Consider the following 21,307-nt stretch of genomic DNA (forward strand, 5'->3'; position numbering starts at 1 on the left):
AACGTAGATACCGCAGGCAAAGCACGATCTTCTCTGGCTCTCTTCACCCACTTGCGAACGAGATTGGCGTTGACGCCGTGCTCCAGAGCTAGACGCGAAACCGAAACGCCGGGCTCTAAACACGCTGCGACAAGCTGATCTCGGGAGGCAGGGTCATATCGACGGCGGCCGTCGCGACCAACAAGCCGCACCTGCAGTTTAGGAGCATCTTCATCCATGATTTGGTGTCCACCTATTTTGGTGGACACTCATGCCTCAGAGCGCTGCGTCTCAAAAGGCGCACCGAAATTCGCGCTTACGAAGATTGACGGCTACTGGCCCAATCGGGCGCTGTCGATAGTAGCTTGCGGCCCCGAGGGGCCAACCCGCTAGGATGGTCTCCACATCGGCCACCAAGCGTGTATATCGCACCTAACAGAAGCCATTGAGTTTCAGGATTTTATGAGCGTCAATCGTCGCACGAAGCGCCTCCTCTGACGCGCGGTCTCCATTGTTTGCGTCGGGATGGTGCATCTTGAGCTTCTGCTTGTAACGGCTTCTAATTTCATCCGGCGTAGCGTCCGGTGAGAGACCGAGCGTTTCGAATGCTTTTGCTTCCAGCACCTTAAGCTTGCGGGATTGAATGGCCGCTTTTGCCGCTCTGCCATGCGACGCGTTTTTTCGGGCATTGATCGTCTTCGCGGTCCCGGAGCGAATGGAGGAGGGGAGGGGCGTTTCAGAAGCGTGATTGACTCTAACGCCCCGGGTAGGGCGGCTGCCACTTGCCGCTTCGCGCTGATAGCGGGCCGTGACAGGGTTCGACAGTTTCGTCACGTAATTGTAGCCTTCGCTATACTCTTTCGCGTGGCTACGGCAAAACAGCAGGTACAGCCCCTCAGCATCCGCTCCCACGGGCGCGCGATGCGTGCCTTGTTTGTCGCATCCGTCCCATTGACATTTTGGGCCACTTGTTTCGCGATGGTCGGCCGGTTTCTTTCGCGTCGGTCTCAGGCCGACAAATATCTTTGAATCAGACGTCATGGCGCCTTATACGACCCTGCTGCCGGACACGACAAGACGGCTCACCACCCAAGATACCGGACCCGCTATATCAGCGCACTTCCCTCAACAGCCTGCGCTCAGGCGTACACCGCGGATACACTCCAACCTTGCCCGCTTCGGCGGGCTTTTTAGGTGACTTGCTCGACGCGAGCGGAATTCGCAAAGCACATCGTGAATGCGCTGGATGAGGTATTATTTGAAGCTGTTTTGGAGGTATTTAAACGGTCAATCCCTGTCCAGCGTCATGAATACGCCCCCACAGCCAATAGAGCTGCGCCGAGCGCGATAATGGCTAGGCCTGGCCAGTTTTTGGATATTCCGAGGTACCTGAGACCCTGGCGCCGTGGCTCTAGCGTGTTGCCGCCTTGCGGCGTTCGATGCGGATCACTGGGTCTTCGACCAAGTGCCGACGAAAAGAGAATAAGAAGTCCGCCGATTATGAGAGCGGCACCGATCAGAATTGCCCACATGGATGGCCTCCGCGTCTAGAATGTGGGTTAAACCAAATTCGAACTTGATCGTTCCGCCCTAGATCTGCTGGTGGGTCGATCTAGCGGGCACCAGAACGGCGCCTTGGTGCTTTACCGAAACTGCGTAAGTTGGGCTGCCATGATCGCAAGTTTTTCATTTCCGTGTTCGTGTGCGATTTTCTGCAAAGCCTCGCTCTTGACGACTGGTACCATGCTCCTGGGCGAGTTGGTAATGTCGACCATTGCAGTCAGTCCATGGCGCCGCCCGCATGTGCCCGCCGGTGATCGGCTAAAGCAAGGGACTGGGACACCCGCTCTCTTCGCATCGGTTCAACTCCGCCGCTATCTCAAGGGCGTCGATTTCTTGGAGGCCTACTAAATCTCTTCCATTCGTGGCAGCGGGCAACCCGGTCATCGTGTCCAATATTCGCCATGTCCCTTCGGGTTCCTGTCCAACGGCATAGCGGCTTGTTCCGTCGGAGCGGCCAGCTCGTGCTGGCACGCTAGAATACATCTGCGGACCCCGCTGCCATGACCATCGGCACCGCGATTGCGGGCGCGATCAACCATAATCTCGCCCTTACCCACGAATTGATAGAAGCGGCCGAAACGTGGCCTTGGTCGGACGCGGTCTTCCTGCAGTCGGCATCTACGGACCTGTCCATGTCACTTCCTCCTTGAAATCCGAAGACGCCGCTGGCCGCTCTTCGAAACGTCGCCTAGTTCTTCCTTGACGTGATCAACGCGGTTGTTTTCGAACGCGCGCCCATTTTGTGAGCACGCGTGACTTCACCAACGCTTATGCGGTGCCTCCAAGCACTCAACGGCCGCGCGGGAAGCTTTGATCCTGCTTCAGGCCATCCATTTCCTGGGATTGCCTCATCTCGCGATCGGCCCCGATGTCGCTGTCGGAGACGTCGCGCTGGTGTTCGGTTGGAAGGACGTCGTCCCGAAGGTCCTCGGGTAATTCGCTTGCGAGATCGTAGGACCGGATCCGCGGCGATGTCGCGCGGCTGCTCCGGCGGTAGGATCCAACGCCCGGATTTGCTGCCGGGTCCACGGCGAAGGCGTCGTCCCGGGAGGCGTCAGCCTGCTGCTCGCGTTCAGCGTCGCCGATGGAGCGCTGCTGGTTTCCCGAATCCGGGAAAGATACGTTCGCCTGTCGGGCGGTCCAGCCATCCGCCTTCCAGAGATCCGCGCGCTCGTCCATGTCGATCGCACCGTGATCATCCAGAATGTCGTGGGCTGTGTCGTAGGTTGCGTCGTCGACGGATGCCGACACCAGGAAGCCGCCGCGGCGCAGCCCCTCGGCGTAGACATCGCGATCTTCGTCCGGCAAAAACCAGTCCGCAAGCGCACCGAAGAAACCGCTTCGATCAGCGCTGCCGACATTGGCTTTATCACCATCGGCTTCGTATCCCGGCATAAGCCGGGCATCAGTGACGCCAGCTTCCTTCAGGCGCTCGACAGCCGACTCCGCGTCGGCGCGAGAATCGAAAAAGGCCGTGAGATTGCTTTTCACAGCGCCGCTCGAAAAGGCGGGAGCGCTTTCGTTGTAAATGCCTGCCATTGTTTCCTCCATCCGTTGGTCTGCTCAGCGAACGGCCATGAAGGATCAATGTTCCGCAGCCACGAATAAAGTCCTTGGGGCCGTGGCGGGACCGAACTCTGGATCCCAGTAGCTGGCGGGGATTTCCGCAATCGGAGATCGACTATTTCGTGAAGACGGAAACCGGCAACCTTTCTCGCAGTAAGGGAGCCTAACCCGGAGCCTCTCAGGCATCGACTTGTAGCGTCTAAACGCCTCGGGCCCACACCCAACGGCGGCAATGGCGGGAAGCATCTTCGTATCATGGTCAGCGTCGCTGCCCTTCGCGATGCGAAGACGTACCGGACTTTCCTGAGACGGTCGGGAAGCTGTTCATACGAGGCATACCCTGTTAGCTGCGGAGCATGTCTGCTTCCATCACGACTTCGGGTCCGATCTGTTCGGACCCCTTCTTGTGAGCCGACGTCCGCTGACAATATATACTGAACGGCTGTCAGGCGCTGCGAGCCTGGTCTGAATGCCGGCCTTCCGCGAACTCCTCGATAACCTTCGCGCAGAAGGCCGGGAGATCGCCTGGCTTGCGGCTGGTGACCAGCCCCTTATCGGTAACAACTTCCCGATCCGCCCATATGCCGCCTGCATTCTCGATGTCTCTGCGGATCGAGGCATACGAGGTGACCTTCCGACCCTTCAGGACGTCGGCCTCGACCAACAGCCATGGACCATGGCAGATCACTCCCACGGGCTTTGCCTGCTCGAAGAACGAGGCCACGAAGGACACGATTTCCGGATTCGCTCTGAGCTTGTCGGCTCCAACGGTTCCGCCGGGAATGACGAGGCCGTCGAAGTCAGTTGCGGACACGTCCTTTACAGCTTTGTCGACAATATAGGTGCTGCCTGGATCGAGATCGCTATTGTTTGTCTTCGCTTCGCCAGCCTCGATGCCGATGACGGTAACGGTTGCACCCGCAGCCTCCACAGCCTCCTTGGGCTGCTTGAATTCCGGGTCCTCGGTTCCGCGCGGTGCGATCAGGATGGCGATCTTCTTGCCTTCAAGGGTCATCGGGTCTTCCTTTTACGTTAGTTGCCAGGAGAAATTACATTTTCAAAACCTCCTGGCGAAGTTGAAGTTCCGACGCTGCGGCAAGCAACAAGCAAGAGAAGCTGGAAACGGCCGCGCTGGCCTCCCGCGACAGCGTCGCCCGGCGGATTTGGAACATTGCTTTCGTTAGCGGAATGAGTTTCCTTATGCTCATGAGCAGTGTTCCTTCATTCGTTTCTGAACTTGTGCGCGCGGCAAATGCGGTGGAGCTTCTGACCAGTCGCGAAATCGAAGGCCTGCTCTTCCGGGCAATCGCCACCATCCGCGATCTGAGGGGTATCACCGGGATACCGGTCGTCGGCACCGGGCACGATGCGGTCATAGGGTTGACCTCACTGGCATTGTCTGCCGGCAAAGCGTCACACCATGAGATCCGGGAAGGCCTGCTCGCCGCAGCGGATATGGTCCGAACCCTTTGGATCGTGGTCGACAGCGGAACGGAAATAAGTCTGACGTTTTCGGATGGCAAACCGGATGCGACGAGTTCGGGAGTGAAATGAGAATACGGACTGCATCCCCTGAAGACGCCGCGCGGATGAGCCAGATGCTTCAAAAGCTCATTGCGGCCGGAAAGAGATCCGCTAGGGCGGACGTCGAGTTCGTCCAGCACCATTATATGGGCCATCCATCAGGTGTGCGCTGTTCACTGGCAGAAGATGCCGACAGGAAATCTACCTGGCTTTCAGTCGGTGATCCGTGCGAGCGACGGGAATGCCTGCGGCACCCCGATCGGCTGGGGCATCATGCGGCACGCATGTCTCCCCGAATGCGGCCAGGACCGGTGTCGGTCGTCACTTGTTCGAGATTACGCGACAGGCGGCGATCGAGGCAGGCCTGACGAAATCGAGGCTTTCAAAGGCGTTTCTGGCTTTAGTGATGTCCGACTTGCGTGGAGCGCGCGCGAACGCACGTGACAAGAGCGTATTGAAATGTCGTATCGTTAGCCACCTTGGGCCAACGGCTCGACATCATCATGGCGATCATCTCCTCGACGGTCTCCCCAAGACCATTTGTTTCTGATCGGGGAAGGCGATCCCGTTGGAATGTTTTTCCGGCCACGATGCGATACTCCGCGAATCGAGTCGCCACTCAATTGTCCCGCTGCTCTATCCCTATCCGAAACAGCCGTTCGCAAGGTGTTTTGCAGACTGGCGTGAGCGTCCGCTAACAGACCAAGCCTCTGGCGAAGGGAACCACTTCTCTCGTCGCTCATTGCCACCCCGAGATCGTGGCCGTGTCAATCGGACGTGACGGAGATGGCGAACACGGGGATTTTTCCGATTTCTTCCTGTGGCCAACGAAGTGGCAGTCGAGCGCCCCACCCGTCCGGCGCGATCTCGACCCCGGGAAGTGTCCACGACACGTCACTGCCATGCTCGCGGGGTTCGGTTCGCATCGAGGTGCACAAGGTCGAGGGATTTCGAAACGCGTGGGGTAATTGAGATGGACGATCGGATACCGAAAGAACGACAGTCAAGTTCGCAGCGGGCGCGGATAGAGGCTCGGGAGCAGACGACGCGAGTTGCCATGCAGATGCTCGAGGAGGAACGACGGCTGCGCGCACTGAAAACCGAGAGGCTTCGTCAGGCGAGACTTGAGGTGCAGATGAAGGGAAATTCTCCTAGCTAAAGCGAAACCGAGACGGATTCATCCGTCGAAGGCACGAGACGCCAAATCCCGCGAGCGACGAAAGTCCGTTGCCGGGCGAACCGGGGACGCGGTTCGCCCACAGCTCCTGAGTGACGCAGCTTCTCCAGGCCGTCTTCGGGAAGCGACCTTCGAGGTCCGCCGGCCGCTTCCCGGCTCCGAGCGTTCCGCCGCCTAGCGCTCAAGGAGTTCGACACGATACGCCGCATCGGGACATCGCGATATCGAGTGAATGAAACTCGGAGGACGAGTTGCAGTATGGCCGCACAAGAACGTTCGTGCGATCGGGTAAAAGCCGAGATAGTGCGGACGGTTAGGTTGTGGGCGGGCTGTGGATATCCTGTGTAGAAAGATTGATCATTTGAACCGGTGTTCCACTTCCGTTCATGCCGCGCCTGTCTCGCCGCCCCGACTCGGTCGACATTTGCATCAACCACTCTCCGGCCTGCGCCGCAAACGTCGCCGGGATGGTTCGGGCGCTCCCCGATGGGTCGGGGGCCCTTTTTCTTTTCGAACCTTACGTTCCGAAGGCGGAGCGCATCGACCACCAGCGCGAAGGCTAGGACACGCCGTCGTCGCAGTGGCGACCGGGCGCGCAAGGTCTCACGCAGCCCGGCATTCAACGTGTCCGCAAGCAATTTCTTATAGTCCTCCTCCTCGGACGAATTGAGGAACAAGGGAAAGAATGACGCGGCGAGACGTCCCAGTCGTTCATGGGGAACCCAAACTTTGCTGTTGTCTCGAAGAGTTGCGAAAAGCTCGCCCGTTGTCCCGTATTTCGACAAGAGCCAGAGCCTCGAATAGGGATTGGTATCATTGGTTTTTTTCGCGCAGCCGGAGAAACCGGAGCGGGCGATCCTCGCCAATCCGAAGGCGTCGCATTCGACGCTATCGCCCGATCGTATGGGCACAGCCGCATATGACGACCCGCTGGGCGTGATCCATAGTCCAGATCCAATTCATTGCATGATCGAGGACGACCGCGCTAGTATTCGCATTGATCACGAGCAGGACAGCGCCGACCGTGAAGTTGGCAGGAGGGTGACATGCCCGATGCTGTGCCTTTGGTCGACGCAAGATGATCTCAAGAAGATCTACGGCGATCCGGTGCCTATATGGCGCAACTGGGCGACGGACGGGAGCGGATTCGGCATTGATAGCGGCCATCATGTTGCCGAGGACAACCCGGAGGCGCTCGCAGCGGGGATCTCGGCGTTCCTGTAGCGCTGTTCAGTCGATCGGTACGATCGCCAGAAGCTTGCCGCTGTCGTCCATGATCTCGAAGAGTTTCCGGCCGGGTCCACTGACGTGCGAAGGTGTCCGTTGCATCTGGGCGCAGAGGAGGGCCTCGGCGATCGCGTCGCCGACGTCGGGCAGCACTATTCCGTCCCGATCCAGAAGAAGCTCCTCGCCCCTGCGGACGTTGAAATGGAAGCGCTGCGAGCCCGAAAGCGCGGGACTTTTCAGCATCGCCTAGCGACCGGTCCTGCGGAACGTCGCCGCCTTCAGTTCGACGGTCTCGTGTCGCACCTCCCTCAAAGTCGTTGCGACCAATCCTACGAACATGGATGCGATGAGGACTGTCAGGACGGTCAGAAGGGCGAACATATGATCTCTCCAGGTGCATCAGATGAATGAGCGCGTGAAGGAAAAGTTCCGTGAGCAGCGATAAGGAGCGCGGGGCTAGCCCTTGAGAAAGACCGCCAGCTCCCGTGACACCGCTTCCGAATCCTCCCGCTGCGGGAAATGCCCGACGTTCTGGAGGAGGATGCGCTCGAACGGACCGGTGAATTTCTCGTGGACGTTTTCCGACATCGCCGCAGGAGTGACTCCGTCCTCCTTGCCCTGGATGAAGATCGCCGGCAGCGACAAGGTCTTCGTCTCCTTTACCTTGTGCTCGAGCCAGACGCTGCGCGGATCGGGTTCGGCCTCTTCCCAGCGGACGCGGTAGCTGTGCAGGCTGACGGCCAACCAATCTGGGTTCTCGAAGGATTTCGCGACCGCCTCGAAGGTGGCCTCGTCGAACCAGCCGTCGGGCGCCCAGTTCTCCCACTGGATGCGGGCAAATCCTTTTCGGTCCTTGGCGATCGCCTCTGCGCCGCGTTTCGTCGCCATAAACCACTGGTACCAGTAGAGTTGCGACTGCCGGAATGACGGCGTTCGAAGGCCGCCCATGCGAGGCATTGACGAAAGCTGGACAATCCGCTCGACGCGGTCGGGCCAGCCGATCGCCAGGCATTCGGCGATGTGAGATCCCCAGTCGTGACCGACGACCGAGAACCGGTCGATGCCGAGCCCGTCCATCAAGGCGATCGCATCCATGGCGAGAACGCCACCATTCGCCGTCCTTAAGGCGTTGTCGTTGCGAAAGGTTGTCGGCCCAAACCCGCGCAGATACGGGACGACGAACCTAAGATGGCGATCGTTCATACGCTCGGTGACCGCAGTCCAGGTCGTGGCGTCGTCGGGCCATCCATGGAGAAGAAGAACCGGTTTTCCGTGCCGCGCTCCTGTCTCCATGAAACTGATATCGAGGTCCTCGGTTTGGACATGCGGCATTGCCTCGCTCCTTGTACTAGCTGGAGGTCACGGTCGACTTCAACGGATCTAGGCCTCGACGGCGATCGATCCAGCGCATGACCGGGGTCACCGTCGCGCCGTGCATGACGACCGACAAGAGAATGATGAGGAACACTGTCGCCCAGACTGTCTCCACGTTGTCGAACTTCGCCTTGCCTGACGCGTAGGCGAGATAGTAGATCGAACCAAGGCCCCTTATGCCGAAGATCGAAACGATCACCTTCTCCGCCCGCGGCAGGCGGCAGCCGACCAGGCTCGCCCAGGCGGCAAGCGGCCTGACGACGGCGAGCACGAGAACAGCGACCGCCGCAATGCGCCAATCGGCGTTGGACAGAAGCGAGCCTTCCGCCAGGATCGATCCGAAGCAAACCAGCAGCACCATCATCAGCAAGCGCTCGATCTGCTCCCCGAAGTCATGCAGCTCGCCATGGAATTCGCTTTTGCGCTCGACGCTGCGAAGCGTAAGAGCGGAGACAAAGACGGCAACGAACCCGTAACCGTGTACGAGTTCCGTCGCGCCATAGGCGATGCAGGTGAAGCCCAATGCCGCGAGTCCGTCGCCCGTTCTGGCAATACGGCCTCGCTCCGGCATCCGGAAGGTCAGATAGCCGAGAAGCCTGCCGACCAGCCATCCCATCGCGACGCCGGCGGCGAGCTTCCAGATGACGTCGAAGGCGAACCAGTGCGGGAGCCATCCGAACCCGCCGCTGGCTCCCTGACCCGCAATGGCGATCGCGGCCAACACGAAGGGAAAGCTGAGGCCGTCGTTAAGGCCAGCCTCAGATGTCAGCGAGAAGCGGATGGAATCCTCCTCGCCAGTCTGGGGCGGCCCTACCTGTATATCGGAGGCGAGAACGGGATCGGTGGGGGCGAGGGCGGCGCCCAGCAGAAGCGAAGATGCCACGCCAAGGCCAAGAACGGTCCAGCCCAGAATTGCGATCGCGGCAATCGAAAGCGGCATTGCGATGCCGAGAAGCCGCCAGGTCGCCTCCCACCGAAGCAGGCCCAGCGGCCGGTCAATCTTGAGGCCTGCACCCATGAGGGCCACAATGAGCACGAATTCTGTGAGGTGCTCAGCCCATGCGATGTTCTCGAGCGGGTTCATCGCGGGGAGAGGGGTAAATGGCGACCAAGCAAGCAGCACGCCGATCGCGACGCAGCAGATGGGAAGAGACAGCGGCAGTCTGCGCAAGGCCATGGGAAGCCAGACCGTCAGAAGGACGACGGCGCCAAAAATCAGTAGGGTGACGACATAAGTGTTCAACCCAAGCTTCCTTTTCTTACGAGGGCTTTCGCCCACGCTCCTCAATCATCACCATGGGATACTGCCCAATTCACTCTGCTACGGCTTCGATTTTCGGAGAGCCGAAAGCGTCATCGCGCCCCGATACGATCCGGACGGGGATGGCCTTCGAGGCCGGGTCTTGGATAGCTCGTCGTGGTGATCGATCGCATCGAGCACCTTGCACTCGGGGTGATACGGAGCGATGGTTCCGATCGGCAGGTCGCGGGCCCGGACTTAGAAACCTGCCAGTTCCTGATATTTGTCGTCTCGATGACGTCGGACAGAGCGACCGTTACGAGGATAGTGCAGTCGCCGCCAGCGATCGAGACGCTTTCGCCTCGGCCTCGTCGACGACCGTCTCCCAGGCTTGCACCGGCCGGCCTCGCTCGTCGAGATCGAAGGCGAATATGTTGATGGAAGAGAACGTGCCCGGCATCAGGCGGTACCGAGCTTCTGCCGGGCGAGCTGCTTTGCCAAATCGTGAGCGTCGTCCTTGCGCTCCTCTGGGAGGCCGAGACCACTCTGGGCGATCGAAGCGTCCTTCAGGCGCGTTGAGGCCTTCGGTGAATTTCGTCATACAATCCTCCTACTCGGACGTCGCCGGTCGCGGCGGGAGGCGGGCGTCGTCCTCGACATCGCTTATCCGAGCATTTCCGCTCTGTCTCGGGCGATCGCGCTTGTCGCCATCGCTTGCCGGCTTCGGCGAAATTTCGTCGTCCGCCTGGAGCTCGTCCGTGTTCACGTACCTGTTGCGGTCGGTCATCGTCTCACTCCCGGTTGGCCGTCTGCGGAGCGGGAATGCGATCCTTGGCATCGGCGCGTCCGGTCTTCGGATCGGCCTCTGTCAAGTTCTCTCCGGCTGTCCGGCTGTTGCCCATGTTGACGGGCGGCGCGCGGCGGTCGTCTACGTTGGTTTCGGGGAGTTCGTCGTCCTGCGTGTCTTTGTTCAAGGGCTTGGGAGGAAGCTTGTCGGAACTGGGGATCGAATTAGTCGTCATTGCGGTTCTCCTTCAAGAGAAAGAACTCCGGTAGCAACACCAAGTTCCTCTTTGGGATGGGGGAACTGGCACGGCGACGCAGGTGTCGGAACCGGGAGCTTCGCATTGGTTCTATCGATGGAATGGAGGATGTCTGATCAAAATCGTTCTGCTCACAACTTCGGTCGCCGTGCTCGTGATGGCCGTCGTCGGCGCTAATCTGCGGCCATCCCGCCACGAGGCTTACTATCCAAAGCCGTACGACATCACGCAAGGATAGGAGATGATTTGCAACTGGTCGGCGCTCCGCGGTTCGTTGCTCCGGCGACGCCATTTTTCGGTCTTGGGCGGCGCCGGACCTCGGCTGATCATGGTCGTTTTCACCTTCTTCAGCCTGACGTGCGCGAGGCCGGGACGGGTTGAGTGCTCGACTGCCGTTTCGTTGGCCGCAGCAGGAAACCGGAAAAACCGCTGCGTTCGCCATCCCCGTCGCTTCCGGTTGATACGGTCCGCGCTCTTTACCGGAATGTCCACGCGGTCCAATAGTTCCTCCCGGCTTACCGATCTTGCCGAGGACGTCTGGTCGCCCATCTATTGGGACTGTGACCAGGGGGATTGGGATGACGGACTGGCTTGGAAATGTCGGTGTGCATATGGATCTGCTCCGAAACCTGGCCGTCCTTGTCGTCGCCTACGTCCTGGCGCTTCCGATCGCCTGGGACCGAGAACGCAATGAACGAAGCGCCGGCCTCAGGACATTTCCTCTCGTCGCGATCGCCGCATGCGGCTTCATTCAAGCCGCCGAGACGGTTACCCACGAGAGCGCCGAAGCGACCGCCCGGATCGTGGAAGGCATAATCAACGGCGTCGGCTTCATCGGAGGCGGTGCGATCCTTGTCGGAAAGGCGAGCATTCGCGGCACGGCGACGGCTGCAAGCCTGTGGGCTACGGGCGCGATCGGCGCGGCGGTAGGCCTTGGAGCTTACGAGACCGCGGTCGTCCTTTCGATCGCGACGTTCGCGACGCTCCGCCTCATGATTCCCTTCAAGGCAGAAGGGAAGGACGAGCGCGAGACGTCTGGAGCCAGGCCGAATGAGGCAACGGACAATCCACCTCGATGAATCGCTCGGCCACGAGTTCGGTGAAGCTTTCGTCCATCGAGAAACTCACGGAAGGTCAGACGCCAGTGGAACGGCGCGCAACAATCTGAAATTTCGCGCGTTTAAAAGTCTCTGGGCACGGCGGAGGATCTCATGGCGAAACATGAACTCCGCCGACAACCGACGACCCCTTGCGGACGAGGTATCAAATGGCCGCTGACACTCTCACGCCCGAACTCTTCGAGGCCGCCTGGGTTGCTGGCGTCGCCGCCGTCGACGATGAACGCATCGACGCCTTGAGGCACCTTCTCGCCATATCCGCACCGACGATCGAGCGGTATCGATCCACCAAGGGAGACTTGCGTCGGGAGATGGACCAGCTTCTCGAGATCGGGCTCTCGAAACTTCAAAGAAGCGGTGAAACTACTCCGGAGTAGTGCCATACGTCGCTTGGCGATGAATTATCCGCCATGCGTGCCGCGCGCGTCAGCCATGACTTGCTAATATACGCTACAGTCGCCACTTCACCCTCGTTGCCTGGATCAAACAGAACACGAGCCGCCGCGATCTTACGACCGCGCAGGAGAAGCATCATGCATGGCATTTCGAAGACCCTGACCGAAATGAACGTCGTCGAGCGGTCGAACCTGCTCGATACCGTCGCCGACGCGTTGGAGGCGAGCGCTTCCGAAGTTGAAGACGATGGCGACCCGCGTGACGTCGCCAATCTCGTGTGCGTGGCCCGCACCATTCGCGGAATGGCCGACGACATGTCGGCGAGAGATCTGCATGCGGCGGAACTGCTTTTGGAGCAGGGGATCACGATGATCTACCAGCGCGAGAACCGAAGAGCTTCGCTGGTTCATTAGGCCATGCCGCGAACAAGTTCGGGAGCCGAGCGTTTCCATCCCAGGCAATCCTCGGAGGACGACATGCCTGCTCTGGACGAAAGCTTCGACGAATTCCTCAAACGTCGCGAGAGTGTCTCCCTCGACTACATCAACGGCAGCCCGGAAACGCTGATCGCCATCTCGACGTCGTATGACCCGGCAACCTTCTTTCCACCGTCCGGGGACCGTATCTCCGGCGCCGCCCAGGTGAACGCGGCGAACGAGAAGGGCGCCGCCTCCTTCAAGGATGGAAGCATCGGACACTTCGACGTTCTTCAGTCTTCGGAAAGCGGAGACCTCGCGTTCTGGACCGGCACGCAGCACGCCGAGGTTCACTTACAGGGCAAGGACGAGTTGGTGCCAATGTCGCTGCGCGTGACGGAGGTCTTCCGACGCGAAGACGGCGAATGGAAGCTCGTCCATCGGCACGCCGACATGCCGAAATCCCACACATAGCCGCGCTTCTGAAGACTGGCCGGATCAAGCCTCGTAATTAAGCTTCGGGTACCAGTCCGTACCGCGGCCTGCAGGCGTCATGTCCAGAATGTTCCAGAGCGGCGCGATGTCGACCGCCCCTCTTGGATCCTGGCCGGGGTCAGCCGCTTCGGCAGGCATCTCGCCATTGTAAAAGACGCGGACGTCTTTCCCATCCTTCTGGTAGACCGTGAACGCCGGATTTTCAGATCCGTCGTCGTTGAGCAAGCCCAGGTCAAGGGCGTAGTCGTCGCCGACGATCTGAACGAAATCAAGGTCGCGCCATCCGCGTTCGAGAGCGAACGCACGTTGCCGCTCTACCGGGCTGCGACCAATGATCTTGAACGCGACCCGTTGCTTGACGTCGGCACCGTTGCCGTTCGCTCCGCCAAGGAAGTTCGTGCACATGGGGCAGGGCCGTTCGCGCTGCGGGCCGAACATCCAGAAGTACGTCACAAGCGTATCGTGGCGACCGAACAGGTCTGCAAGGCCTATATCGTTGCCGTTTTCGTCCTTGAAGCGATAATTCTTCTGGACGACTGGGCCGGCAGGCAGGCGCCGGCGTTGCTCCGCGAGCCTGGTAAGATGTCGCCGGACTTCGATCTCCTCCGCCAACAAGGCCATCCTTGCTTCGGCGTAATCCGGAGTTTCGTTTGTGAATCGGCTCACGCGTTTCGCGGCCAGTTCTTTCGCGGGTTTCAAGTCGCCCATGTCCATGTGATTTCTCCCTGGATTCATTCCGACCGTCTCGCAGTCCCCAGCCACTCGGTTCATCCCGTGCTTATTGTCGGAAGCTGGCGGGCGCGTTTGACGGTTCTCCGCGCCCTCTTGAACTAGACGTGCGAGGAGACCCCTACTCGACAAGGGCTGAATGTTTTTTTGGTCTCCGCTCCGGTGGCCAAAAAACGCAACCTCCAACCGGCCGAAGTCTTGCTCCCCACGCCGTTCCAATCTCAAAAGCGACCTCGATCCTGGAGCCTTCGAGATGGACGACAACGTGGGAGTGATCATCCCGAAAGTCTGTGAGAGACGAGCCAATGATCTGCCGCAAGAGCGTCTGATCAGCCGCTTCACGCTCCCGAGAATCAACCCGATGAAGACGCTGCGCCGTGGAAAAATCGGGCCAACGCCTCCGCCGTTTGTGTGGGATACTCTTCAGGAAAGAAATGGCCGCCCGGCAAAGCATAACCGACGACGTTGTCTGCCATTTGTCGCCATAATGCCAAGGGTCCGCCTTCGTCAGCATACCAAGTGGCCAATGCGCCAGTTCCACTCCAAAGGGCGATGAGGGGACAGCGAATCCTGTGTCCGGCGATATGGTCTTGCATGTCATGCTCGCGATCGATGCTTGCTGCAGCCCGATATTCCTCGCAAATCGCGTGAACATGGTCTGCGTTGCAGAGCGCCTCACAATAGGCCTGTCTGATCTCTGCTGGGAATGCGGCAGCGGAAGATCCCCAGCCGGCGAGCGCGTCATCGATGACGGCCTCCGGTGCACTAGTGATCAGTCTTTCCGGCAAAGGCTCGGCTTGCGCAAGCAAAACCCACGGCCAGAACGCCAAGGCAAATCGGTCGTCAGCCCGATCCCAGACGGTCGAGGTAGGCACGATATCGAGCACGGCAAGCTTTCTTATCGCCGCAGAATAATCGAGGGCCATGCGGTAAGCGACACGGGCGCCGCGATCATGACCGGCGATCATGAACTCACTAAAGCCGAACTTTTCCATAACTTCGACCATCTCGGCCGCCATCGCTCGCTTGGAATAGGGCAGGTGATCTGGGGCGGACGGGGGACAAGCGCTGGCGCCGTATCCGCGCAGGTCGGCACACACGACAGTGAACTCGCAGGCAAGCAGCGGAGCGACGTCGCGCCACATTAGATGGGTCTCGGGGAAACCGTGCAGCAATAGAACCGGCGGGCCGCTCCCGGCGATGGTGGTGAATATCGATCCACCCGATAAGGAAACTCTTTGTGCGCGGCTCTTCTTCGACACGTTGCTTCTCCTTGCAAGGCGCTCGGGGCGCGCCGTGCAGCTCACCTGAAAGGGACCATTTGTCCGATGCGGCGATCTCGTTCATCTTGTCCACGCCAAACCATTATGCGGTGGCGACGAATTGGGCGGCGCCATCCGCTCCGCTGAAAATCATGCGAATACGCCGATCTACCTTGAGCTCGTCAAGCACTTCGCCGCCTTCTCGTACCGGGTGACAAGATATCAGCATACCAGATGGCTCCTTGGCGGTCGAAACCTGGTGGATCGGAAGCACTACCCAGATGCTCTGGTGGAGAAGGCGCCAATCAGCGACCACATCGAAAGCAGTCGAATGCTGCCCAGGGGTTCCGCGCTGGCTAAAATGCGACCATCGGCAGATAATGCCATGTCATCCGGGAATTGAAAGCGTCTGCCTGCTTTTCAATGCTGCCTTCCGGCGGAACCAGCAGAATTGACTGCCCATTGACAGATCCCGCCCGAAGATCACCGTATGTGCCAAAAAAATGCGATTTGGCCATTGTCGCGAAGCTCAAAAAGCTTGCTCGCGACGCAGTCGTCCCTCGTTACTGGCGTGAGTTTAAAGTGAAGGGGGAAGAGCCGTGCAAGCTGCACCGGTGAAAACGCAGCCTACTCATCGCCGTGCTGTTGTTCGGCTGCCGTTTTAAGCGCGGCCATCGGGATCCAGTCTTCCGATCCAGGGAAGCGGACATGCCAGTAGGCCCATCCGTTAAGATTTGGAGCTCTGCCTCTTCGATTCCGGGCCAGAGCACTTGCTGCCTGCGACAGAGTGTCGAACTGCCTGCCGTCTACCACAAGCTTTCCGTTCAAGAACCAGCCAAAGAAATTTTGTTGCCCCCTCATGTAGGACATTTTCGCGTCTGATCCGTGGGGGATGGTGACACCTTCGCCGGTCCAGGCCAATCCGTTTGCTTGAATTGCCTCACCGATCTGTATTTTTGTCATCGCAGCTGTCATCAATGTCCCTGTTTCTCGCAAGGCGGTGCGGAACTGAACCCGCGCATTCTTGGTGGCTGGTGCTGCGGGCAAGGAAAGTGCCGCACGCTCGGAAGTCCTAATTAGATCAAACCGGGGAATTTCCAAGGCAGTGGCAGAGGCCAGATCCATCGCGTCGATCGGACCCTTCGCCACCCCGTCGGAGCTGAGCGTGGGGCGCGGTGGATCAGGCGCGAGATTATATGGAGCTGCGGAGACACGAGTTCCGACAGTTTGCGAAACCCACGGGCAGCACGAAGGCAATTGCAATCATTGACCGGCTCTTGGGCTGCGGCATGCAAGGCGATTTAGGGTCTCTTGACTGTGCGGCGACCTGCTTAAACCTCTGCTCTAGGTAGGGAGCTGTCGCAATCGTCACCTGTGATCCTCATCAAGCCGCAATGCGAAGAGCAATTCGGAATGCGCAACCAACGCACGCTGGTTGTCACCCGGGATCAATCGCAGCACCAAGCGCATGATGATAGACAGTGATAATAGGCGAAGACGGAGTGACAGCTGGCTCAATAACTTTTTCCTACCGGCCCACCTAAGCCTTGGGCTTGGGAACTTCCCGTTGCTACCTGTGTCATGGATTGCGAGGCGCAAGGGGGCGAAGCCATCGGTCTGCATCCGGAATATTAGGTTGTCAACGCGCCGCCAGTGCACTCCCCGCCATCAAGCAAAAGGGAAGATCTTGATCGCGACAGCCGCCTAGGCTTGTCTTTCTCGCTGATGTTGAGAAGCTCGCCGTTCGCGGCAGACGAACGGGCCAAGGCAGCTCGAGCGCTGGGGCCCGCCTGTTACTCGATACAAAGGCGAGCCCCACCCGCTCGGTCCCCGACATGCATAAGGCGAGGCAAAATAAGCATGCCGCGGAAAAACTGTCGCGTGAAAAACGCGTGACATGGGCCAACCGTCATTGCGCCGCTGGCCTGGGTTCTGGATCATGTTGATGAAATCGTCTCCAAAAAGAAATCCGCCAAAACGGGTAGTTGAGGATGCAAAAGGCGGAGCGCTCGATGCCTGCTGGGGACCGGCGGGGTCTGCCTTGTCGTACCAACCCATCTGCCTAACATTGAAAGCTGGAGTTTGTTTCGACGTCCGCTGTGCTGCGACGCCACAAGAAGAGACCCGCTTGGGGAAACAAGCGGGTCTTATTAGGCTGGAGATGTCATTAAGCAGTATGATCGTATCATGGGAGAAGATCGCACGAAAGTCATTATGTGAGATATTTCTAAAATAGACGATTTGATGTCGAGCGCCCGAAATGCGCCTACCACCAATCATGAAGTTCTTTGAGCTTCACGTCGTGCTGCTCGGCCGCTTGGGATGCCTCCCGCGCGGATTTTGCCAGCCTTTCGTCGGCACTATCCGCTGCAGATCCAAGAGAGCAAGATGAAGTTTCAGCGATGAGGCCCCCTGTCGTGCAAGATCTTATCGCGTCGATTGACTCGGTACCTGGCCGCAGTCAGAAGCACCCGGTTGCGCCATCTTCAACGTATTCGCGAGGCGATGCTGTTTTGCGCGCCGCGAGCGCGATTTGAAGCTGGCTCGCCGCCTAAAGCGCCAGCCGCAGCTGCGGTTGCGTGAGAGCTGCTCGCCGTTCCAGTGAAGACAGCGACACGCCGAGCAGACGGATCCCTTTTTTCGGCGGGAAGATTGGCGCGAGAAGCAGGCTGACTACCTCCTCAAGATCGGCAATCCCCGGCAGCGCTGCCGGAACCGTCTTGCTGCGCGTGATCTGGGTGAAGTCGGCATATTTGACCTTGAGTGTCACGGTCTTCGCCCCGATTTCATTGGCTTCGCAGTAGCCCCAGACCTTTTCGATCAGGGACTGAAGCCCCTCGCGCGCAGGTTCGTAGGAATGGATGTCCTGCGAAAACGTGTCTTCCGCGCCGATGGATTTTCGCACCCGGTCAGGCTTTACCTGGCGATTGTCGATGCCACGGGCGATCCCATAGAAATACGGTCCCGATTTCCCGAAATGCCCCGTGAGAAGCTCGAGCGATTGCTGCTTGAGGTCGGCGCCGGTCTCGATTCCCAGTCGATGCATCTTTTCAGCGGTTGCCGGCCCGACACCGTGGAATTTTTTGACGGGGAGTTGCTCGACGAAGGCCGGACCGTTCTTCGGCGTGATGACGGCCTGGCCGTTCGGCTTGTTGAGGTCGCTTGCCATCTTGGCGAGGAACTTGTTGTAGGAAATCCCGGCAGAAGCATTGAGGCCGGTGAGCTGCTTGATCTTTGAGCGGATCTCCGACGCGATCTCGGTCGCAATTTCCATGCCTTTGAGATTGTCGGTGACATCGAGGTAGGCTTCGTCGAGTGAGAGCGGCTCGATGAGAGACGTATATTCGGCAAAGATCTCACGGATCTGCTGCGATACGGACTTATAAACGTCGAAGCGAGGCGGCACGAAAATCAGCTCCGGACACTTGCGCCTCGCCGTCACCGACGGCATGGCCGAGTGAACGCCGTAAATTCGGGCCTCGTAACTTGCCGCCGCCACAACGCCGCGAACCGCCGCATAGCCAACGGCAACCGGCTTGCCACGCAGTTCCGGATTATCGCGCTGCTCAACCGAGGCATAAAAGGCATCCATGTCAACATGGATGATTTTTCGGACTGGGGTCGAGCTCATATCGTTCATGGCGCCGTCGGCGATCGCAATGGGATCGGCGGCGCTCATCGAGAGTTCCATGCCGAAACAGAAGGGGAACATAGCAGGCTCCGTTCCCATATCAAGCATTTCATTGAACGGCTGCACGCATCATCAAGCGACTGGAAGCGGGCAGTCTATCTGATGGCGCTATCGGATGCGGCGGCAAAAACTTCTGGACGTGCGAAGATATACCGCCTGGGGCTTTCACGCGTGGAACGAATAACGGTTTCGGGGCTTTCGCTCCTGTCAAACGAAGGAGACTGTTATGGGAAGCACAGCAGACAAGATTAAGGGAACGACGAACGAGGTCGCCGGCAAGGCGCGGCAGGCCGTCGGTAAAGCCGTTGATAATCACGAGGAACAGGCAAAGGGTTCCCTGCAAGAAGCCAAGGGCAAGGCCCAGGTCGCCAAGGGCGACGCCAAGGATGCCGTGAAAAAGGTCGTCGACAGGGCATAGCCACATTCGAGCACACACATTCCCGCACCAAGCCCGCGCCGGTCGCGGGCTTTTTTCAGAAAGATGCATTTATGAAATATTCAACACTCGCCGTTACCGCCGTCCTTGTCGTCCTTCTTGCGGAAAACGCGTCTGCCCAGGCAGTTGAGGATCCCGCAGTCAATGCCTGCAAGAACACAGGCCTTCTCGCTCTTCGGGAGCGCTCGCCGGAGATCACTGATCTTGTCATGGATATGGAGAGCCTCGCCATCAGCAAGTCTGATACCAAAGTCGAGGATGTGGCCGTGAAAACCGTCATTCTTGGAGAGGCCTACATTGCCCGGAAGGAAAAGACGGGAAAGCCGGACAGGTTCGTGTGCTTGCTCGGCGATAAGGGTAAGGTCCTGCTGACGTTCTTCACCGCCCAGTAGTGAATCTGCGACCCCGGAGCTCAGAAACCGACGGCGGCAAGGGGTCGTCATGTGATCGGACCGTCTCGGGCGGGATAGAACCGCGAAATTGATCGACAGAGGCGCGTTCTCGAAACCTGATTGTAAAATCGACCGTTATGTCCCACGCTTCAGGCTGGCGGTATCTTCTCGAATTTCGGCACCGCAGCACGACGTGATTCCGGGCCTTTAACCTTATGGTCCAGGACAAAGGCCCCGGACTCTAGCGGCTTGGATTGCGAGGGATTTATGGCGTGACGATGAAGGCGTCGGACGTGCCGGGAAATCTCATAGATGGACGCGCCCGCGCAAGCCGCGTTGCTTGACGGTTCCTGCCTCACCGAGCAGGACCATGCTTCGAAAGAACCCACGCGAGCTAGCAGGTCGGAACATACAAAGAACACCATTGGCGTTCCGGCCGATTTTCGGCTATGGCTCGGCAGCAACAAAGTCGAGGCCCCAATGAGTCGGTTGAAGCTCCTCAGAGACCAGCGTCAGCTTGCGCTGTCAAAACTCGAAAGCCTGACAGAGAATCATCCGCTTCGACCACGATATTTGGAACGCGTGCGTGAACTGGACGATCAAATCGAAGCGATCAACTCAATCAACTAGATGGACAATAAGGGATTAACGATGTCGTTGGCCGAGAAATTCATTGTGGTTCCTTTCAAGCGCAATCGAGCTGGCTTGATCCCAGGAGAGATGCGACAGGCTTCGAATGGGACATCTGCGGAAAGGATCGCTTCTGCCATGTCGGCCAGATCCCTCGGTGTTGGAGCCTACTCCGTGATGGTCGACAGCGAAACGGGTGATATGAGCTCGCCAAGACTGCTGGCTGCCTTCGGTGAAGTTGGTGATTTGACCCAAGACTGAGGTACAGCGATCGCATTTCAGCGCTGCTTCATGGGCAGGCTGCCAACTCGACCTGTGGAGAGGGCGCGCCACATGCTGTTCGGCAAGGGCCGGACTTCTCCGAATAGAGCGCACGGGCCGCGGTGTTGAAGACGACCGTCTCCTGGCCGAGCAGAGCGGAGACCGCCTCTGAACTCTCATTGTTGTTTAAGCCCAAGACCTGCAGCACACCGGCGTTCGGCAGGAATGTGGGCGCTGGCACAGGCGGCGGCCAGCAGTCTGTGAATGTCCTGGGCGATCGGCCAGAGCGAGGGCCGGAAATCCGCAACGCGGCCTTGTCAGATCGCGATTGGTCGGCAATCCACCGATTGCTCGTTTCGCTGAAACCTCACCCTGTTTGACGACGGGCTGCTCAAATGCGGCCGCGTTTAGATGTCCGGAGGGGTAGTCTCGCTCGCCAGCGGTGATCATCGTCCCGATTCCCGTCCTGCCGTGACATCCTCAGCCGCTCGAGTTTGGTGACCAGATTGCCAGGATTTTTTGAGCAACTGAGCCGCCAAGATGGAGGCCAAACGATCGACCAGTTCGATGGTCAGGGTGTAAAACGCTCTGCTCCTATCGATCGATGTAGGTCGGTCGAGGTTCGCTTTCGGGCAAGTTCTTGAAGGGACCAGACCGTCAGCCGGTCGGAGCAGCCTAAATTTCGAGCGAACGCTTCGCTTATGTCGATAATCGAATTCCCCGCCTTTCAGCGCGTGAAAGCTCAGATACGCTTCCTTGGCTCTTCGATGGTCTGCTACTGCTGGCAC

General features: G+C 59.0%; 26 protein-coding genes and 2 pseudogenes. 11 read left to right on the plus strand and 17 right to left on the minus strand.

Translation table 11 applies throughout. The features are described 5' to 3' along the window. From AC1DTN_RS32255 to AC1DTN_RS32265, 3 genes are all read right to left on the minus strand, one after another. Positions 1-218: transposase (locus AC1DTN_RS32255; protein WP_477924216.1), on the minus strand; the 218-nt coding region annotated here is incomplete at its 3' end. A 193-nt stretch (positions 219-411) separates the two neighbouring features. Continuing rightward, positions 412-1,020, minus strand: coding sequence for a J domain-containing protein (locus AC1DTN_RS32260; RefSeq protein WP_477924218.1), 609 nt, complete (start codon positions 1,018-1,020; stop codon positions 412-414). Positions 1,021-1,283: 263 nt separating this feature from the next. After that, positions 1,284-1,511 carry a hypothetical protein gene (locus AC1DTN_RS32265; RefSeq protein WP_113186294.1) on the minus strand — a complete coding sequence of 76 codons (228 nt, stop codon included), beginning with the start codon at positions 1,509-1,511 and terminating at the stop codon, positions 1,284-1,286. Positions 1,512-2,042: 531 nt separating this feature from the next. Here AC1DTN_RS32265 and AC1DTN_RS32270 point away from each other — a divergent pair. Beyond that, on the plus strand, positions 2,043-2,192 hold the full coding sequence (locus AC1DTN_RS32270; RefSeq protein ID WP_477924220.1) for a hypothetical protein: 150 nt from the start codon (positions 2,043-2,045) through the stop codon (positions 2,190-2,192). Between the two features lie 139 nt (positions 2,193-2,331). Here AC1DTN_RS32270 and AC1DTN_RS32275 read toward each other — a convergent pair whose 3' ends face one another. After that, positions 2,332-3,081, minus strand: coding sequence for a hypothetical protein (locus AC1DTN_RS32275; protein ID WP_477924222.1), 750 nt, complete (start codon positions 3,079-3,081; stop codon positions 2,332-2,334). A 472-nt stretch (positions 3,082-3,553) separates the two neighbouring features. Further along, positions 3,554-4,123, minus strand: coding sequence for a type 1 glutamine amidotransferase domain-containing protein (locus tag AC1DTN_RS32280; RefSeq protein WP_113322065.1), 570 nt, complete (start codon positions 4,121-4,123; stop codon positions 3,554-3,556). 191 nt (positions 4,124-4,314) lie between these two features. Here AC1DTN_RS32280 and AC1DTN_RS32285 point away from each other — a divergent pair, with 191 nt between their 5' ends. Both AC1DTN_RS32285 and AC1DTN_RS32290 read left to right on the plus strand, forming a co-directional pair. After that, positions 4,315-4,662: a hypothetical protein gene (locus AC1DTN_RS32285; protein WP_477924224.1), complete on the plus strand. Its 348-nt coding sequence runs from the start codon at positions 4,315-4,317 to the stop codon at positions 4,660-4,662. A 1,949-nt stretch (positions 4,663-6,611) separates the two neighbouring features. After that, positions 6,612-7,033: pseudogene (locus AC1DTN_RS32290) on the plus strand (alpha/beta fold hydrolase); the annotation flags it as partial. Between the two features lie 6 nt (positions 7,034-7,039). Here the strand turns inward: AC1DTN_RS32290 and AC1DTN_RS32295 are convergent. From AC1DTN_RS32295 to AC1DTN_RS32325, 7 genes are all read right to left on the minus strand, one after another. Further along, positions 7,040-7,279: a DUF6894 family protein gene (locus AC1DTN_RS32295; protein WP_113322062.1), complete on the minus strand. Its 240-nt coding sequence runs from the start codon at positions 7,277-7,279 to the stop codon at positions 7,040-7,042. Positions 7,280-7,282: 3 nt separating this feature from the next. After that, on the minus strand, positions 7,283-7,417 hold the full coding sequence (locus AC1DTN_RS32300; RefSeq protein ID WP_310390470.1) for a hypothetical protein: 135 nt from the start codon (positions 7,415-7,417) through the stop codon (positions 7,283-7,285). A gap of 75 nt (positions 7,418-7,492) precedes the next feature. Beyond that, entirely contained in the window at positions 7,493-8,368 is an 876-nt protein-coding gene (locus AC1DTN_RS32305; protein ID WP_477924227.1) for an alpha/beta fold hydrolase, read from the minus strand. Between the two features lie 16 nt (positions 8,369-8,384). Then, positions 8,385-9,653, minus strand: coding sequence for a cation:proton antiporter domain-containing protein (locus AC1DTN_RS32310; protein ID WP_113322060.1), 1,269 nt, complete (start codon positions 9,651-9,653; stop codon positions 8,385-8,387). A 313-nt stretch (positions 9,654-9,966) separates the two neighbouring features. Beyond that, entirely contained in the window at positions 9,967-10,251 is a 285-nt protein-coding gene (locus AC1DTN_RS32315; RefSeq protein WP_162747977.1) for a hypothetical protein, read from the minus strand. 9 nt (positions 10,252-10,260) lie between these two features. Continuing rightward, positions 10,261-10,437 (minus strand): hypothetical protein, encoded by a 177-nt coding sequence (locus AC1DTN_RS32320; protein ID WP_477924229.1) that lies wholly within the window; start codon positions 10,435-10,437, stop codon positions 10,261-10,263. A 4-nt stretch (positions 10,438-10,441) separates the two neighbouring features. Next, entirely contained in the window at positions 10,442-10,672 is a 231-nt protein-coding gene (locus AC1DTN_RS32325) for a hypothetical protein (protein WP_113322059.1), read from the minus strand. Between the two features lie 599 nt (positions 10,673-11,271). Between AC1DTN_RS32325 and AC1DTN_RS32330 the strand changes: the two genes are divergently transcribed. The 4 genes from AC1DTN_RS32330 to AC1DTN_RS32345 all read left to right on the plus strand — a co-directional run bounded on the left by AC1DTN_RS32330 (position 11,272) and on the right by AC1DTN_RS32345 (position 13,097). Beyond that, positions 11,272-11,772 (plus strand): MgtC/SapB family protein, encoded by a 501-nt coding sequence (locus AC1DTN_RS32330; protein WP_113322057.1) that lies wholly within the window; start codon positions 11,272-11,274, stop codon positions 11,770-11,772. A 188-nt stretch (positions 11,773-11,960) separates the two neighbouring features. Further along, the gene (locus AC1DTN_RS32335; RefSeq protein ID WP_477924231.1) at positions 11,961-12,188 is read left to right on the plus strand and encodes a hypothetical protein; all 228 of its coding nucleotides are present in this window, start codon (positions 11,961-11,963) and stop codon (positions 12,186-12,188) included. A 156-nt stretch (positions 12,189-12,344) separates the two neighbouring features. Continuing rightward, a complete protein-coding gene (locus AC1DTN_RS32340; protein WP_310390467.1) occupies positions 12,345-12,620 on the plus strand; it encodes a hypothetical protein in 276 nt (91 codons plus the stop codon). A 63-nt stretch (positions 12,621-12,683) separates the two neighbouring features. After that, positions 12,684-13,097, plus strand: a complete 414-nt coding sequence (locus tag AC1DTN_RS32345) for a YybH family protein (RefSeq protein WP_477924232.1) — start codon at positions 12,684-12,686, stop codon at positions 13,095-13,097. 24 nt (positions 13,098-13,121) lie between these two features. On the opposite strand, the gene AC1DTN_RS32350 is transcribed toward AC1DTN_RS32345, so the two are convergent. From AC1DTN_RS32350 to dinB, 4 genes are all read right to left on the minus strand, one after another. Continuing rightward, positions 13,122-13,832: a DUF899 family protein gene (locus AC1DTN_RS32350; protein WP_477924234.1), complete on the minus strand. Its 711-nt coding sequence runs from the start codon at positions 13,830-13,832 to the stop codon at positions 13,122-13,124. A gap of 368 nt (positions 13,833-14,200) precedes the next feature. After that, positions 14,201-15,109 (minus strand): alpha/beta fold hydrolase, encoded by a 909-nt coding sequence (locus AC1DTN_RS32355; RefSeq protein WP_477924236.1) that lies wholly within the window; start codon positions 15,107-15,109, stop codon positions 14,201-14,203. Between the two features lie 627 nt (positions 15,110-15,736). Beyond that, positions 15,737-16,234 (minus strand): hypothetical protein, encoded by a 498-nt coding sequence (locus AC1DTN_RS32360; RefSeq protein ID WP_477924238.1) that lies wholly within the window; start codon positions 16,232-16,234, stop codon positions 15,737-15,739. Positions 16,235-17,660: 1,426 nt separating this feature from the next. Further along, positions 17,661-18,749 carry a DNA polymerase IV gene (gene dinB / locus AC1DTN_RS32365; protein WP_113322073.1) on the minus strand — a complete coding sequence of 363 codons (1,089 nt, stop codon included), beginning with the start codon at positions 18,747-18,749 and terminating at the stop codon, positions 17,661-17,663. Between the two features lie 277 nt (positions 18,750-19,026). Between dinB and AC1DTN_RS32370 the strand changes: the two genes are divergently transcribed. The 4 genes from AC1DTN_RS32370 (at position 19,027) to AC1DTN_RS32385 (ending at position 20,519) form a co-directional block, all read left to right on the plus strand. Next, positions 19,027-19,218 carry a CsbD family protein gene (locus AC1DTN_RS32370; protein WP_113186274.1) on the plus strand — a complete coding sequence of 64 codons (192 nt, stop codon included), beginning with the start codon at positions 19,027-19,029 and terminating at the stop codon, positions 19,216-19,218. A gap of 71 nt (positions 19,219-19,289) precedes the next feature. Continuing rightward, positions 19,290-19,628 carry a hypothetical protein gene (locus AC1DTN_RS32375; protein WP_113322049.1) on the plus strand — a complete coding sequence of 113 codons (339 nt, stop codon included), beginning with the start codon at positions 19,290-19,292 and terminating at the stop codon, positions 19,626-19,628. Positions 19,629-19,940: 312 nt separating this feature from the next. After that, positions 19,941-20,258 (plus strand): hypothetical protein, encoded by a 318-nt coding sequence (locus AC1DTN_RS32380; RefSeq protein ID WP_477924241.1) that lies wholly within the window; start codon positions 19,941-19,943, stop codon positions 20,256-20,258. A gap of 21 nt (positions 20,259-20,279) precedes the next feature. Next, positions 20,280-20,519, plus strand: a complete 240-nt coding sequence (locus AC1DTN_RS32385; RefSeq protein WP_113322072.1) for a hypothetical protein — start codon at positions 20,280-20,282, stop codon at positions 20,517-20,519. Between the two features lie 57 nt (positions 20,520-20,576). Here the strand turns inward: AC1DTN_RS32385 and AC1DTN_RS32390 are convergent. Next, positions 20,577-20,833: pseudogene (locus tag AC1DTN_RS32390) on the minus strand (TraM recognition domain-containing protein); the annotation flags it as partial. Between the last annotated feature and the right edge of the window lie 474 nt (positions 20,834-21,307).

It is taken from the genome of Rhizobium sp. 01T444 (assembly GCF_056398305.1).

What these genes read in the sequence shown, in the direction of transcription:
- AC1DTN_RS32305 (WP_477924227.1), bottom strand. Translation starts at nt 8,368, where the DNA reads ATGCCGCATGTCCAAACCGAGGACCTCGATATCAGTTTCATGGAGACA.
- AC1DTN_RS32295 (WP_113322062.1), bottom strand. Translation starts at nt 7,279, where the DNA reads ATGCTGAAAAGTCCCGCGCTTTCGGGCTCGCAGCGCTTCCATTTCAAC.
- AC1DTN_RS32320 (WP_477924229.1), bottom strand. Translation starts at nt 10,437, where the DNA reads ATGACCGACCGCAACAGGTACGTGAACACGGACGAGCTCCAGGCGGAC.
- AC1DTN_RS32345 (WP_477924232.1), top strand. Translation starts at nt 12,684, where the DNA reads ATGCCTGCTCTGGACGAAAGCTTCGACGAATTCCTCAAACGTCGCGAG.
- AC1DTN_RS32260 (WP_477924218.1), bottom strand. Translation starts at nt 1,020, where the DNA reads ATGACGTCTGATTCAAAGATATTTGTCGGCCTGAGACCGACGCGAAAG.
- AC1DTN_RS32360 (WP_477924238.1), bottom strand. Translation starts at nt 16,234, where the DNA reads ATGGATCTGGCCTCTGCCACTGCCTTGGAAATTCCCCGGTTTGATCTA.
- AC1DTN_RS32380 (WP_477924241.1), top strand. Translation starts at nt 19,941, where the DNA reads ATGGACGCGCCCGCGCAAGCCGCGTTGCTTGACGGTTCCTGCCTCACC.
- AC1DTN_RS32275 (WP_477924222.1), bottom strand. Translation starts at nt 3,081, where the DNA reads ATGGCAGGCATTTACAACGAAAGCGCTCCCGCCTTTTCGAGCGGCGCT.
- AC1DTN_RS32335 (WP_477924231.1), top strand. Translation starts at nt 11,961, where the DNA reads ATGGCCGCTGACACTCTCACGCCCGAACTCTTCGAGGCCGCCTGGGTT.
- dinB (WP_113322073.1), bottom strand. Translation starts at nt 18,749, where the DNA reads ATGAACGATATGAGCTCGACCCCAGTCCGAAAAATCATCCATGTTGAC.
- AC1DTN_RS32370 (WP_113186274.1), top strand. Translation starts at nt 19,027, where the DNA reads ATGGGAAGCACAGCAGACAAGATTAAGGGAACGACGAACGAGGTCGCC.
- AC1DTN_RS32270 (WP_477924220.1), top strand. Translation starts at nt 2,043, where the DNA reads ATGACCATCGGCACCGCGATTGCGGGCGCGATCAACCATAATCTCGCC.
- AC1DTN_RS32330 (WP_113322057.1), top strand. Translation starts at nt 11,272, where the DNA reads ATGACGGACTGGCTTGGAAATGTCGGTGTGCATATGGATCTGCTCCGA.
- AC1DTN_RS32280 (WP_113322065.1), bottom strand. Translation starts at nt 4,123, where the DNA reads ATGACCCTTGAAGGCAAGAAGATCGCCATCCTGATCGCACCGCGCGGA.
- AC1DTN_RS32385 (WP_113322072.1), top strand. Translation starts at nt 20,280, where the DNA reads ATGTCGTTGGCCGAGAAATTCATTGTGGTTCCTTTCAAGCGCAATCGA.
- AC1DTN_RS32315 (WP_162747977.1), bottom strand. Translation starts at nt 10,251, where the DNA reads ATGACGAAATTCACCGAAGGCCTCAACGCGCCTGAAGGACGCTTCGAT.
- AC1DTN_RS32350 (WP_477924234.1), bottom strand. Translation starts at nt 13,832, where the DNA reads ATGGACATGGGCGACTTGAAACCCGCGAAAGAACTGGCCGCGAAACGC.
- AC1DTN_RS32285 (WP_477924224.1), top strand. Translation starts at nt 4,315, where the DNA reads ATGAGCAGTGTTCCTTCATTCGTTTCTGAACTTGTGCGCGCGGCAAAT.
- AC1DTN_RS32375 (WP_113322049.1), top strand. Translation starts at nt 19,290, where the DNA reads ATGAAATATTCAACACTCGCCGTTACCGCCGTCCTTGTCGTCCTTCTT.
- AC1DTN_RS32300 (WP_310390470.1), bottom strand. Translation starts at nt 7,417, where the DNA reads ATGTTCGCCCTTCTGACCGTCCTGACAGTCCTCATCGCATCCATGTTC.
- AC1DTN_RS32340 (WP_310390467.1), top strand. Translation starts at nt 12,345, where the DNA reads ATGCATGGCATTTCGAAGACCCTGACCGAAATGAACGTCGTCGAGCGG.
- AC1DTN_RS32265 (WP_113186294.1), bottom strand. Translation starts at nt 1,511, where the DNA reads ATGTGGGCAATTCTGATCGGTGCCGCTCTCATAATCGGCGGACTTCTT.
- AC1DTN_RS32325 (WP_113322059.1), bottom strand. Translation starts at nt 10,672, where the DNA reads ATGACGACTAATTCGATCCCCAGTTCCGACAAGCTTCCTCCCAAGCCC.